Origin of the sequence: Sporosarcina quadrami, assembly GCF_014836615.1 — a bacterium.
In the GTDB taxonomy this organism is placed as follows: domain Bacteria; phylum Bacillota; class Bacilli; order Bacillales_A; family Planococcaceae; genus Sporosarcina; species Sporosarcina quadrami.
The window spans coordinates 60,091-73,099 of the sequence record NZ_JACSQN010000013.1 but is presented as its reverse complement, the minus strand read 5'-3'; the positions used below and the strand labels follow the sequence as shown (position 1 = coordinate 73,099).

The window sequence follows — 13,009 nt, the reverse complement described above, 5'->3', positions numbered from 1 at the left end:
TGAGGTAGATAGGTCCGGGGTGGAAGCGTGGCGACACGTGCAGCTGACGGATACTAATCGATCGAGGACTTAACCTACAAGTTTTAAAGTGCACGGTTGAACGTGATGCGTTCACAACAATGTCTGTTTTATCCGGTTTTGAATGAACAAGCATATTTTTTTTAAAAAAACGCTTGTAATTTCAAAAAGAGTTGATATAATAATAAATGTCCTTTTAAAAAGGATGTTAAAAGTCTGGTGACGATGGCGAAGAGGTCACACCCGTTCCCATACCGAACACGGAAGTTAAGCTCTTCAGCGCCGATGGTAGTGGGGGGATTCCCCCTGTGAGAGTAGGACGTCGCCGGGCAAAGGCCATTCCCCATGGGGAATGGTTTTTTTGTGCGTTTCTATTGGAGTGCAAGTGCGGAATTGGTCAAAGGCAGTTGGCGCGATATAGGGATGCAAGGTAATGAATAGATGTGCCACGAGACTGGATCATCGCGGGTAGATGATGGGGTTAAGATCATTTCAACTCGCGCAAAGTGCTTTTTGTAATTTGTGTTTTCGAGAGAGTGATAGCGTGGCGCTCGTAAAATACCTTCGCGCGCCCGTAAACTCCCCTAGTGCGCCCATATAATCTCTCTCCGCGCTCGTAAACTTCATTTGCCCGCCCGTATAATACTTTTCGCGCTCGTAATCCCAACTCCCGCGCCCGTAAAGTCGTCTTCTGAGCTCGTAACATCACGTCCCGCGCTCAAACCCATGCGTTCACCGTTCAACACACCAACTAAAAAGAGACCACCCATAACCGGGCGATCTCACTTCATTTAACTCACTATCGCTTTCTCTTGTTTCCTCTTATACACAATCGTTGCAACAACTAGCACAACCAATAGCGTTTGAGCAATTATCGTCTCGGTCGTTGGATAGAAACCAATTAGATTGACTATTGGTAAGCCTGACATAGCATGCGTTGGAATAACATTCGTTAACTGCAACGCATGCATGCTCACACCGATAATTTTAAATGCCAGAATATAAATAAAGAACGTGGCAACCGCAAAGAATCGGTGAATTGGAATACGTCCTGTCATACGCAACAGTACTATCGCTACAACAATCAATATGACAAACGCTAGTGCAATTCCAGCTGAAAACTCAGCCGTTGACATCTTTGGCGCAATGCCTGCATAGAACACAATTGTTTCAGCACCTTCGCGGAACACAGCAAGGAAACTGATAAACGCCATTGCCCAAACACTTTGCTTTGAAATTGCATGATTTAATCGTTTTGAAATGTAATGATTCCAGGACAATACAGTCGATTTACTATGCAACCAAATACCAACACCAATCATCAATGCTGCTGCAACCAGCCCGATGTAGCCTTCCATCCGCTCTCGGTTCATCCCGACAGTGACAGATTGGAAAAATGTCGACATGAGTATGGCTGCTGTTGCACTGACGGCAATTCCTAGAATCGCACCGATATACACCCAACGTTTAGCATGCTCCTGATCTGCGCGCTTCAAGAATGCTACGAGCCCGATAATAATAAGCAATGCTTCTAATCCTTCGCGCAATAAGATGAGCGCAGAATCCCAGAAGCTATAAGAAGAATCTCCTTGCAACAGAGCGATTTGCTGCTTGAAGTTATCGAGTTGGCTAACAATCTCCTGCTCATTGACGCTTTTCTTAGAAAGTCCACTCACTAACATCGGAATATCATTTTCGATTTTCTGATAAAGAGAAGCATTTTTTGTACGGATTTCACCTTCAACATTAGGCCACGTCGTGATAAATTCACGAAGCGACTCGACTGCTTTTTCATACTTACCGGTTTCTACTTGTTGCTTACTCTTTTCTAACAACTCAATAAGAGAGACTAATGAATAGTCTCCACTCGCTTCGGTAATTTTCTTCCCATTGCTGAAATCTGAAATTGCCTTCTGTAAGTCTGAAAATTGTTGCTCCAGAGCATCTTGATCTAATTCATCTGCAGCTAATGTAATTCGGATGAACGCTGTATGTGTCTCGATTTTCCCGTAAGCTGCAATATCTTGTTCGCGCACTGGGCGCTCGTTTTTCGTCCATGACACAATGAATCGCTTATTGGCATCTTCCATTGCTTGACGATTACCTGATTGAATAGCTTCTTCAAAATCATCAAGTCCAGGCTGAATTGCTTTTGCAAATTTCGCACGCTCGGCTTGTTCATCTACAGGATTCTCCGCCTTCTCAAGATTATGAAGGGATTTGGAAAGTACCGTGAGTGCTTCTAGCCGGTCTTCACTGTTTTGGGCATCTAGCACAACTTGTAACGACTTTTCCACTTCACTGGCTTCTGTGTGTGCACTAGGCTTTATGATAGACCATGCTTCTTCAAATTCAGCCAGTGCTTTCTCCGTTTCAGCTTCCTGTCCTTGTTTTGTACTCATAATTGCGTCACCTATTGCAATATACAAGTCACTATAGAATTCTGCTGCAAATACCGGTTTAATAAGCAAGACTAGAAGCAATATAGTTGCCAGTCCCGCACGTTTACAATGATGTGAAAAGTGCTTCACCGATATAACTCCCCTTTTGAATACCAGGGAAACAGGCAAATAATGCACTGCCTCGATGTGTGATGTATTCATTCAATTTGTCGACACGTCCAAAACTGTTCTGTATCTTGATAAATTGTTTCGGATGCTTTTGGAAAGAAATGAAGAGCAAACCCGCATCAAAAGTACCGGTTGAATCGAGTACCCCTGATGAATACGAAAAGGATCTTCGTAAAATGCGTTCGCCTGATTCACGGGCAAGTCGTCCATGTGAATCTGCAGGAATCGTCAGTTCACCGGAAGCTTCCTTGCGATCCAACGCTAAATCATCCAACTCATGATTAAGTCCGAGTGGCGCACCTGAATCTCGGTGTCTCCCAAATGTCGCTTCCTGCTCACCGAGTGCCGTACGATCCCACGTTTCAAGATGCATCTGAATACGACGGGCGACAAGATACGATCCACCCGTCATCCAAGTTGCCGATTCACCGGGTTGTACCCATACCGTGTCGTTCATATCTTTTTTGCTCTTCGTATTAATATTGACTGAGCCATCTTTGAATGCGAATAGATTTCGTGGTGTTTGCTTCTTATTTTTTTTCATTGGATAGGAATTGAATCCAGCTTGCGACCATTTCATCGTCACTTTACCAGATGCTGCACGAATTAGATTACGCACAGCATGAAAAGCGACTTGCGGATCATCAGCACATGCCTGGATGCAAATATCGCCGTCTGAATAGGCGTCTTCTAGTTGGTCTTTCGGGAAATGGGGGAGCTGCTTTAATTCGCTCGGTCGTTTATGGGTTAAACCTAACTCGGACTTGTCAAATAAAGACGGACCAACACCGAACGTGATTGTCAGGTTCGAAGCGTCGAGTCCTTTCGATTCGCCTGTGTCTTTAGCAGGTACAAACCCGTTTGGAGAAGAATCCCCTACAGGTTCACCATTCATAAGACGCACAGCAAGCGGTGTCCAAGCTTTGAATAGATCTTGCAGTTCTTTTGATGTCTTCACAACGACGTTCAACGAAGCGAAATAGACATGAGTCGGTACTTCGTTTGCAATGCCGGATTGATGGGCGCCGTAAAAGTTTAACTTATTAATGGCACTTTCATCATCATCGGGTGCTGTCATACCGAAGACGTTTAAAATGCCGCCTAGTCCTGACGCTCCAATTGCAATCCCCGCAGCACCGGCTCCAGTGTACTTAAGCATCTGCCGACGAGAGATTTTCTTTTCGTAAAACTTTTCTTCTTTTTGTTCGGTCACATCACTCACTCCATTATGATCCCCATTTGACTTAATGGTTCACCAAGATGATTTACTGCTTCGGATAACGCTTTTGTATCTTCCTTTGTCAATTCGAGATAAGAGATATACCCGCCGTTTCCGTCTTCGTATTTTGCAAGTAACTCATTGATTGAAGAAAAATTAGTCGTTAATTCATTCACAAGATCAGCATCTTTTGCAGCTATTTTGTCTTTTAGGATTTCAAAGATTTTCTCTGCGCCTTCAATATTCGCTTTAAAATCATACAGATCTGTATGGGAATAAATTTCTTCCTCACCTGTAATTTTTGAAGTGGAAACTTCATTCAGCAAATCCACAGAACCTGTAATCATCAAGTCAGGTGTCACTTCAACCGTTTCCACGCGTGCGCGTAATTCCTTGGCATCTTTCAGCAATTGGTCAGCAATGTCTTCGTATCCTTCCGTAGTATTCTCAACCCAAAGTCCGTATTCAATCTTATGGTAACCTGACCAATTTTCTTCCCCAAGGCCTTCGTCTTGGATATCTGCTAGACGGGCATCAATACGAGGGTCCAAGTCACCGAAGCTTTCTGCAATCGGTTCGGATCGTTCAAAATACATGCGAGCTAATGGGTAAATCGTTTTGGCTTCTTCTAGCTCCCCATTCTTTACTGCCGTAACAAATTTCTCTGTTTCCATGACGAATTGATCCATCTGTTCCAAAGCAAATTGCTTATAGGCATCAGTTTCTTCTTGTAAACCTATCGATGAATCCGCATTTTCTTGAGGAGCGGATGTATCATTCTCAATTGTGTTACAGCTGGACAGGATAATTCCTACTGCAAGTAAAGTCGATAACATAGCGGTTTTCTTCATAATAATCCTTCTTTCTAGTTAAGAATAAAATCTCTTCTCAATAATGATAATCATTCTCAATGAGAAGTCAATAGAAAATTAAGTACTAAACTAGAAATTTATGTGAATTTTTTTCTTGGCATTCCATTTGTTTTAGTGGAATAGGGTATATTGAGGACAGGAGGTGCGAGCGGGTGATTTTCATTAATGTAGTGAAGCGATTTTTTAGCGAACGGTTTTTCGATCAAGCTGCACAGACAGCCTATTATCTACTGTTATCAATGTTTCCTTTTCTCATATCCATCTTTGCGCTTGTCAGTTATCTGCCTGTCGATGAAAAGATGTTGTTGGCATTCATCAAGCCATTTGCGCCGACAGAAGCGTATGCAATCATCGAGCAAAATGTTCGCTCAATCATATTCAAAGTACAAGGGAAAGTATTGTATACAAGTCTTGCAATTGCGTTTTGGGTCTCTTCAGTAGCAGTGCAGTCTCTAGCTCGTTCGCTAGATCAGGCGAATGGCTATGTGAGACGCTATCCTTTTTGGAAAGTGCTCATTCGCGATCTGGCAGTGACACTACTATTTATGTTGGTATTAGCTTCTTCACTATTCCTTCCACTAATTGAGCGTGCGCTACATGAAATTGTGACGTACTATGATTCAGTCGAACAATGGCGCGGCTGGCTTTATATATGGCCGAATGTAAAATGGGGACTTGGGACGTTGTTTTTGTTCTTGTTCTTCCTATTGTTTTACAAATTCGTGCCGACAGGTAAAATGAAAGTGAAGGAAGTGTGGCCCGGCGCGCTATTTTCAGCAATTGGCTGGCAATTATTTTCTCTTATATTCGGAAACTATGTAGCAAATGTTGATTATACAAGAATTTATGGGCAGTTATCCGGAATAATTTTGCTTGTTTTATGGTTTTATTTGACCGCAGTCATTTTAATGTTTTCAGGACTGTTGAATTCAGAATGGCGCAGGTCGTTAACGTGGAAGGGGAGATGAACGATGAAAATTCTAGTCGTAGATGACGATCCAAATATTTTGGAGCTTGTCAGCATTCATTTATCGCAAGCAGGGTATGACGTCATGAAAGCGGGCAACGGCATGGAGGCGCTTAAACTACTAGATAAAGACTTGCCTGATTTAGCGATTGTCGATGTGATGATGCCAGGGATGGACGGGTTCGAATTGACGAGAAGACTACGAGACGAAGCGGCTATACCGGTTTTATTGTTGACGGCGAAAGGTGAATTAGAGGATAAGGAAAAAGGATTCCTAGCGGGATCCGATGATTATGTCGTGAAACCGTTTGAGCCAAAAGAACTGCTGTTCAGAATCAATGCGATTTTACGAAGATACGACAAGGCAGTGGATGTGCATATCCGAGTAGGACCGTTGAAAATAAATCGCCAAAGTTATGAAGTGTCAATAGGAAAGAAAATATTATTGTTGCCACTGAAGGAGTTTGAGTTGCTGTCCGTACTCGCTTCCAAGCCGAATCACGTGTTTGAGCGCGATTATCTCATTGAACGGGTTTGGGGCTTTGACTATGAAGGTGACGAGCAGACATTGAACGTGCATATTAAACGGTTACGGGATAAGCTTGAAGGCCTTCCTGAAGGCATTAGAATATCGACTGTGAGAGGCGTGGGCTATAAGCTTGAGGTTGCATCATGAGGTCCTTGTACGGAAAATTTCTGACGTTTACAATCGGCATTATGCTGACGAGCGCGATTCTCGCTTTTCTCGTCGTCAATACATATTACCACCAGCAATTAAAAGGCCAAAACGATACAAAAAATATGAACATCGCACTTTCCATTGCCTCTTATATCGAATCAGATAAACATGCGGACCTCGAGAACTTTTTTGAGACGCAGGCAGAAGCAGGCTATAAGATCTATGTTGCGAATGAAAACGGAGAAGAGCTCAGATTTGGAGCGCCATTCCGTCTGGAAAATCTAGAGAAGGAATCTGTCAACAGCGTGTTGGAGGGGAAACTGTACCACGGCATGCGTGATTTAAAGACGGAGACGTTCATGACAGGCTTCTTCTCGGATGAACTGGCGAATACGGTAGGCGTCCCGTTCACATTTGAGGGTACGACATATGCGCTGTTCATGCGTCCGGATATTAAACTGCTGTTTACAGAAGTGCACTATTTGTTAGGCGGTATGGTTATCGTCATGGCCATTGTCAGTCTGTTATCAATGCTCATTGTTGCAAAGAAATTGATTGAACCGATTACAAAATTGACGGCGGCAGCGAGAAAGGTCGGCGAGGAGAAATTTACGGGGACACTTGATATTAATCAGAAAGACGAAATTGGCCAATTGGCTCAAAGTTTTCAAAAGATGACGGAAAAACTGAATGAAAACGATCGTATCCGTAAAGAGTTCATCAGTGATGTCTCACATGATTTCCAGTCACCACTACTTAACATAAAAGGGTATGCGGATCTTTTAATGGATGATGGGCTTGCGCATGACAAACGGCAAAACTACGCGAAAGTTATCCAGTCTGAGACGGAACGGTTATCGCTACTCACTAAACAGTTATTATTGCTGACATCACTCGATCAAATCGAATCGCCATTGAAACCGAAGCTATTCAATTTGGATGAACAACTTTTGGACATTATCCGAAAGTACAGGTGGCTACTGGAAGAGAAACAGATGTCACTGTCCATGGAGCTCGATGAAGTGGCTATTACCGGAGATCCTTCCTATCTTGAAAAAGTGTGGGAAAACTTGCTGTCCAATGCTCTGAAATACACAGCGGAAGATGGAGAAATCGACATCCGCCTGAGTGATTATCCCGATTATGTGGAAGTGACGGTGAAAGATAATGGCATGGGCATCGCAGAAGGGCATCTCAGCCGGCTTTATGACCGTTTCTATCGCATCGATCACTCTAGGACACAGAAAATTGAGGGGACAGGTCTGGGACTTGCTATCGTTCATCAAGTCGTGCAGTTGCATAAAGGCTGCGTGCGTGTTGCAAGTCAAGAAGGGAAAGGTACCACATTTACCGTGACGCTTCCTAAATTGTAATGTCCTGTTCATGTTGCGTTCATGTTGAGCTTGTAAAATGAAGGTAATGTTAGATCTAAACAGGGAGGAATTAGTATGCAAGAAAAATGGAGTTTACGGTTAATTCGCATTTCAGCGATTTTCGGTGTAATAGGAGCATTTTTAGGCTCACATATGGCAGGTTCAGGTTCAGGCGCTTTCCGTCCGATTCACGCTCATATTTTAGTAGTCGGATGGTTGTCAGTCTTTGCGTGGGGTGTATTTTACAAGGTGTATAAAGTTCGCGCGCAAAAATTGGTCGCCGTGCACGGCTGGACAGCAATTATAGGTGCCATCGGTTTGACAGCAGGCATGTGGTTCCAATTCATGAAGCCATTCGGATTAAATGAAACCTTCTCTCTCATCTTCTATATTGTTGGAGGAAGTATTCTGTTGATCAGCTTTGTGCTTTTTGTTCTAGTGACGTTCCTTGTGAAAAAAGATGGAGACCGTTAATGAAAAAAATATAGCTTTTGGCCGAAGAAGATGTAATAAGAAAAGACTGTCCTTGTCAGTTCGTTGACATGGACAGTCTTTTTGATGCAATTGCAATCGTTGATACAGGAAGCGATATAATTTGATTGTCATCCATTAGGTATTCTCTAAATTACAAATTAGCAATTTCGAAGCTTCACTGCTTTCCGCTGATTCTTGAAGTTACACTCCGAATAAAGTGAAAATCCCGTTGTCCATACTGCCAAATTGCAGAAGTATGCAGTTCTGTGTACACTATGATATATTTTGTTGTGACAGTTGAATGGAGGGATAATGTGTTACTTGATCCGGAACAATTTAACCATCTTTCGGACTTCGATAATGTTCTCGTTGTTGATGAGGAAGGAAAGACGCTTTACTACGATTTGGCGGATTTGAATATCCTAGCGAAAATTGGACATCGACCTGAAGACTTTTTAGGGAAAAAAGTGACCTCATTCTATACAAATTTGACTGATGAAAACAGTACGATCATGACGGTACTCAGCACTGGTAAGGCGATGTGTAATATGTATCAGGAAATGGTTGCGAAGACAGGGGATGTGTATCATTCTTTCAGTTCAACATTCCCTATCATCGATGATGGGAAAATGGTAGGTGCGATCGAATTCTCTAAGCATTATTATTCAAAGGAACATATGCACTTTTTAGATCAATACACAACCCATAAAGTATATCGTAAAAACAATACCGTCTATACAATAGATAATCTCATTACTAAAAATAAAGAGATGGAAGCGCTCAAAGCGAAAATCGTGCGCATTGCAAAATATGATTCAACCGTCCTATTATATGGGAAAACAGGAACAGGGAAAGAGATTGTTGCTCAAGCTATCCATAATGAAAGCAATCGTTTCGCCAAGCCCTTCATTTCATTAAACTGCAGTTCCCTTCCAGAGAATCTGGCGGAGAGTACGTTATGGGGAGTGGAACAGAATGATTTGTCCCATCAAGAGGAACGTTTAGGCGTCTTTGAACAGGCAATGGGAGGAACTATATTCCTTGATGATATAAATGAATTGGATCCTCATATACAGGCAAAATTACTGCAAGTGATTGAACAGAAAACAGTAAGGCGAATCGGTGGGATGACGGACATCCATTTGGACATTAGGTTCATAGCATCTACAAACGAGGATCCGACCATCCTTTTGCAGGAAAAAAGGATGCGTGAAGACTTTTATTATAGATTAGGTGTCGTCCAAATCGACTTGCCGGAACTAAAAGACCGAAAAGGAGACATTGAACTTCTACTTTGGTATTTTATTCATTTTTACAATCAGCATATGAATGTTTCCATTCACACGGTTGAACAAGAAGTCATAGACATCTTCTACCTTTATCATTGGCCAGGAAACATCAGAGAATTGAAAAATGCTATAGAAACAGCAATTCATAATATGAAGGATGGCACAATTACACTCGATGATATACCGCCTAGAATCCGAAACGCCAATCAAATAGAGAGCAAAGATAGGAAAATTACGGATTTAAAGGATGCTGTTGACGAATTTGAAAAAGCCGTTATCGCCGAGGAGTTAAATAAGGCGAAGGGGGTTATTGCTGAAACAGCGCGCCGCTTAGGTGTTTCTAAACAGACTCTTAAGTATAAATTGACCAAGTATGAACTGAGGTAAAAAAATTTTTACGCAGGAGGGAAAAAACTTCCCCTCTTTTTTTTATGGACTCTTATTGTATATAGTTTAATTAACAGATGATACTTTCATCTTGGAAAACTGAAACAGTTAGCATTAAAGACAACACTCAATGTTTTATTTACGGGAAATGAAAGCGTTTTCTGAAATCCGGTTAAAGAAAGAAGTGTAGAGAATGGGACAAACAGTTCGACATAGTATCATATTAGGATTTGCTTTATTTGCACTGTACTTTGGGGCAGGAAATCTTATATTTCCACCAAGTATCGGCAATACGATGGGTACCGACTGGGTGCCGGCTTTGATTGGCTTTTCCATAACGGGCATTATTTTGCCGCTTCTCGCAGTCATTGCAGTTTTGAATGCGGGCGGGAAGTTTGAACAATTAACAAGACCGATCAGTCCTTGGTTTTATGCAGTGTTCAATCTAGCACTTATGGTCGGAATAGGAATGTTCGTAACCATTCCGAGAATGGCTGCCACGACACATGAACTCGGGATCGGCATTCTATTTCCACAAGTTCCACAGATTGTGACAATTGTGCTCTTCTTTGCTGTTAGCTTCTACTTTGCAATGGATAAATCGAATGTTATTGATAAGATCGGGAAGTTCTTGACTCCATTACTAGTGATCATTTTGTTGTTCATCGTCGGAAAAGGAATTTTCTCCCCTCTAGGGACGCCTGTTGACACAGGTGCTAAAGCACCGTTTTCCGATGCATTCATTAGCGCCTATCAAACCGGTGATGTCATCACAGGTATTCTATGTGCTCCAATCTTTATCGCTGCTATTATTGGCTATGGTTACAGAGGTAGACAAGTCCGGAAGATTGCGTTGATTGGAACAGGCATCGCTGGTATTGGACTTACAATCGTCTATGGTGGCCTACTATTCATCGGGGCTGGTGGGAGTTCAGTATTCCCTACTGGAATTGACAGTACAATGCTTGTATCGGAACTTGTCCAATCATTACTTGGCAACTTTGGTTCAATTGCTCTCGCGGTTGCAGTAGCGCTTGCGTGTTTGACGTCGACCATTGGGGTGATGGCGGTCATCGCAGACTTCTTGCATAAATTGTCAAAAGAAAAAATCAATTATCGAGTATGGGTTCTCCTCATAAGCATTGTAGGAATTGCAATCGGTTCACTTGGTGTTGGGAAGATCGTAGACTATGCAATGCCAATCTTTACAGTTTTGTATCCGGTCGCGATTGTACTCGTATTTTTAGGTGTCTTTAATAAATACATTCCCAATGCAGGTGGGTACCGGGGTTCTATCTTGTTCACCATCTTCGTAAGTACATTTGAAACGATTACGGCTCATGATATAAATGTGCCGTTCATTAGCGAAGCAATCAGCAAACTGCCATTCAGTCAGAATGGATTTGCATGGCTAGTTCCCGCTATTGTGGGCTTTGTTGTAGGCTTGGTTATACAATCAGTTATTTCAAGAAAAGCTATTCAAACCCCTACTGTTGAAGAAATAGATAACAACCTTGAAACCGAATGGGAGGGGAAATGAAAATGTCAGAGGATCAGCACCGGATTTTCCATAATGGTCGGATTTTCACGTCTAATCCTGAACAACCGACTGCTGAAGTAATGGTCGTGAAAAATGGACTTATTGAATGGATTGGTGATGGCGTAGCTAGTGAAGGATTTGAGGGTGAGCGCGTCGATTTGGATGGCAGACGCATCATTCCGGGTATAGTGGATGCACATTTGCATCCACTATACCTTGCGAATGCAGCGAAGCAAATTGCTTGTACAGCACCTCTCGTCGAATCGATTGAAGATATGGTCAATGAAGTACGCAAACAGCGCGACCTTCAACAAGAAAACGAATGGATCGAAGGCTGGGGCTACGACGAAGGAAAATTGATAGAGGGCCGTTCACCTGTCCGGACCGATTTGGATAAAGCGGCGAAGGATGCACCGATTATCATCACACGCACTTGCGGCCATATCATCGCAGTCAACAGCAAAGCGCTCGAAATTGCAGGAATTACGGAAAATACGCCAGATCCGCGAGGTGGTCAAATCGATCGCGATGAAAATGGGAAACCAACAGGCGTTCTCAGGGAAAGTGCAAGACATCTAGTCATCAATAAAATGCCGGTTCGCACTGCTGAGGAAAACGCGGAAATGCTTGCAGAACTTTCCCCATTTCTATATGAACGAGGCATTACGGCGATTACGGATCTGATGGCACTGACAGCACCTGTAGATTACGTTGATATGTATGAGTTGGCACGTGAAAAAGGATTACAACAACGTACCGTACTTTATTACATGTGGGAAGACTTGTCGAAAACGCCAATGTTGACGAAAGAGAACACCGATCGCACAAAACCGATTCATATCGGCGGTATTAAACTATTTGCTGACGGTAGCGTGTCCGGTCGTACGGCCTGGGTTGAACCTGCATTCCTAGGTAATGATGATAACCACGGTATTTCAACTGTGACTTCAGAGGAGCTACTTGGTGCTGCAGAAATGGCGAAGGAATACGGAGTCCAAGTTGTTGTTCACGCAATGGGTGAACAAGCGATCGACCAAATCGTCGACACATTTGCTGACATAGATAATTGGTTGGAAGATACAGCTTCTATCCGTATCGAGCATGCGGCCATGCCGACAAAGCATGCGCTTGAAGTCGCAGCGAAGAAAAGCATCGCGTTTGTTCCACAACCTGTATTTTTATTCGCGGAAATTGAAAGCTATCATAACAATCTCGGGTCAGAACGGACAATGACAACGTATCCAATCAAATCAATGTTAGATGCAGGCATCCAGGTGGCATTTTCATCTGACGCTCCTGCAACAGCATGGGCTGACCCCGTCAATCCATTTGTCGGCATCCAAGCAGCAGTCACTAGAAAAGCATACAATGGCGCCGACACAGGACAAAACGAACGTATCAGTGTTGAAAAAGCAATCGAACTCTACACACGCTGTGCACAAGAAGTCACCCGCATCCCAGGCATTGGACAATTAAAAACTGGCTACCATGCAGACTTCATCGTGCTTGACCAAGACATACTTAACATCCCACCAGAAAACATCTCGCAAGTGAATGTTGAAGAGACTTATGTAGATGGTAAGCTTGTATTTAAGAAGTAATTATATGGAGTTTTTAGTCG

11 protein-coding genes and 1 rRNA gene are annotated in these 13,009 nt (G+C 42.8%); 8 read left to right on the top strand and 4 right to left on the bottom strand.

Going from position 1 to position 13,009, the window contains the following annotated elements; genetic code table 11:
* Positions 1 to 233: 233 nt before the first annotated feature.
* A 5S ribosomal RNA gene (gene rrf, locus H9649_RS14025) occupies positions 234 to 349 on the top strand.
* A 292-nt stretch (positions 350 to 641) separates the two neighbouring features.
* Here the strand turns inward: rrf and H9649_RS14020 are convergent.
* The 4 genes from H9649_RS14020 to efeO are packed head-to-tail and all read right to left on the bottom strand — an operon-like array spanning position 642 to position 4,658.
* Positions 642 to 788: a hypothetical protein gene (locus H9649_RS14020; protein WP_191695534.1), complete on the bottom strand. Its 147-nt coding sequence runs from the start codon at positions 786 to 788 to the stop codon at positions 642 to 644.
* 21 nt (positions 789 to 809) lie between these two features.
* The gene (locus H9649_RS14015) at positions 810 to 2,549 is read right to left on the bottom strand and encodes an FTR1 family iron permease (RefSeq protein ID WP_318241696.1); all 1,740 of its coding nucleotides are present in this window, start codon (positions 2,547 to 2,549) and stop codon (positions 810 to 812) included.
* Positions 2,524 to 3,801: an iron uptake transporter deferrochelatase/peroxidase subunit gene (gene efeB / locus H9649_RS14010; RefSeq protein ID WP_191695532.1), complete on the bottom strand. Its 1,278-nt coding sequence runs from the start codon at positions 3,799 to 3,801 to the stop codon at positions 2,524 to 2,526. The genes H9649_RS14015 and efeB overlap by 26 nt, the downstream gene beginning before the upstream one ends.
* Before the next feature lie 5 nt (positions 3,802 to 3,806).
* Entirely contained in the window at positions 3,807 to 4,658 is an 852-nt protein-coding gene (gene efeO / locus H9649_RS14005) for an iron uptake system protein EfeO (protein WP_191695531.1), read from the bottom strand.
* Positions 4,659 to 4,831: 173 nt separating this feature from the next.
* Between efeO and H9649_RS14000 the strand changes: the two genes are divergently transcribed.
* The 7 genes from H9649_RS14000 (at position 4,832) to H9649_RS13970 (ending at position 12,989) form a co-directional block, all read left to right on the top strand.
* A complete protein-coding gene (locus H9649_RS14000; protein ID WP_318241695.1) occupies positions 4,832 to 5,647 on the top strand; it encodes a YihY/virulence factor BrkB family protein in 816 nt (271 codons plus the stop codon).
* A 3-nt stretch (positions 5,648 to 5,650) separates the two neighbouring features.
* Entirely contained in the window at positions 5,651 to 6,322 is a 672-nt protein-coding gene (locus tag H9649_RS13995) for a response regulator transcription factor (RefSeq protein ID WP_191695530.1), read from the top strand.
* Positions 6,319 to 7,698, top strand: coding sequence for a sensor histidine kinase (locus H9649_RS13990; RefSeq protein ID WP_191695529.1), 1,380 nt, complete (start codon positions 6,319 to 6,321; stop codon positions 7,696 to 7,698). The genes H9649_RS13995 and H9649_RS13990 overlap by 4 nt, the downstream gene beginning before the upstream one ends.
* Positions 7,699 to 7,773: 75 nt before the next feature.
* Positions 7,774 to 8,172 (top strand): hypothetical protein, encoded by a 399-nt coding sequence (locus H9649_RS13985; protein WP_191695528.1) that lies wholly within the window; start codon positions 7,774 to 7,776, stop codon positions 8,170 to 8,172.
* Between the two features lie 314 nt (positions 8,173 to 8,486).
* On the top strand, positions 8,487 to 9,848 hold the full coding sequence (locus H9649_RS13980) for a sigma-54 interaction domain-containing protein (RefSeq protein ID WP_191695527.1): 1,362 nt from the start codon (positions 8,487 to 8,489) through the stop codon (positions 9,846 to 9,848).
* A 193-nt stretch (positions 9,849 to 10,041) separates the two neighbouring features.
* Positions 10,042 to 11,388, top strand: a complete 1,347-nt coding sequence (brnQ, locus tag H9649_RS13975; RefSeq protein ID WP_191695526.1) for a branched-chain amino acid transport system II carrier protein — start codon at positions 10,042 to 10,044, stop codon at positions 11,386 to 11,388.
* A 2-nt stretch (positions 11,389 to 11,390) separates the two neighbouring features.
* Positions 11,391 to 12,989 carry an amidohydrolase gene (locus H9649_RS13970; RefSeq protein WP_191695525.1) on the top strand — a complete coding sequence of 533 codons (1,599 nt, stop codon included), beginning with the start codon at positions 11,391 to 11,393 and terminating at the stop codon, positions 12,987 to 12,989.
* Positions 12,990 to 13,009 lie beyond the last annotated feature (20 nt).

Excerpts from the sequence above, each read along its gene's own strand:
- efeO (WP_191695531.1), bottom strand. The coding sequence starts at position 4,658 with ATGAAGAAAACCGCTATGTTATCGACTTTACTTGCAGTAGGAATTATC.
- brnQ (WP_191695526.1), top strand. The coding sequence starts at position 10,042 with ATGGGACAAACAGTTCGACATAGTATCATATTAGGATTTGCTTTATTT.
- H9649_RS13995 (WP_191695530.1), top strand. The coding sequence starts at position 5,651 with ATGAAAATTCTAGTCGTAGATGACGATCCAAATATTTTGGAGCTTGTC.
- H9649_RS13985 (WP_191695528.1), top strand. The coding sequence starts at position 7,774 with ATGCAAGAAAAATGGAGTTTACGGTTAATTCGCATTTCAGCGATTTTC.
- H9649_RS14020 (WP_191695534.1), bottom strand. The coding sequence starts at position 788 with ATGGGTGGTCTCTTTTTAGTTGGTGTGTTGAACGGTGAACGCATGGGT.
- H9649_RS13990 (WP_191695529.1), top strand. The coding sequence starts at position 6,319 with ATGAGGTCCTTGTACGGAAAATTTCTGACGTTTACAATCGGCATTATG.
- H9649_RS13970 (WP_191695525.1), top strand. The coding sequence starts at position 11,391 with ATGTCAGAGGATCAGCACCGGATTTTCCATAATGGTCGGATTTTCACG.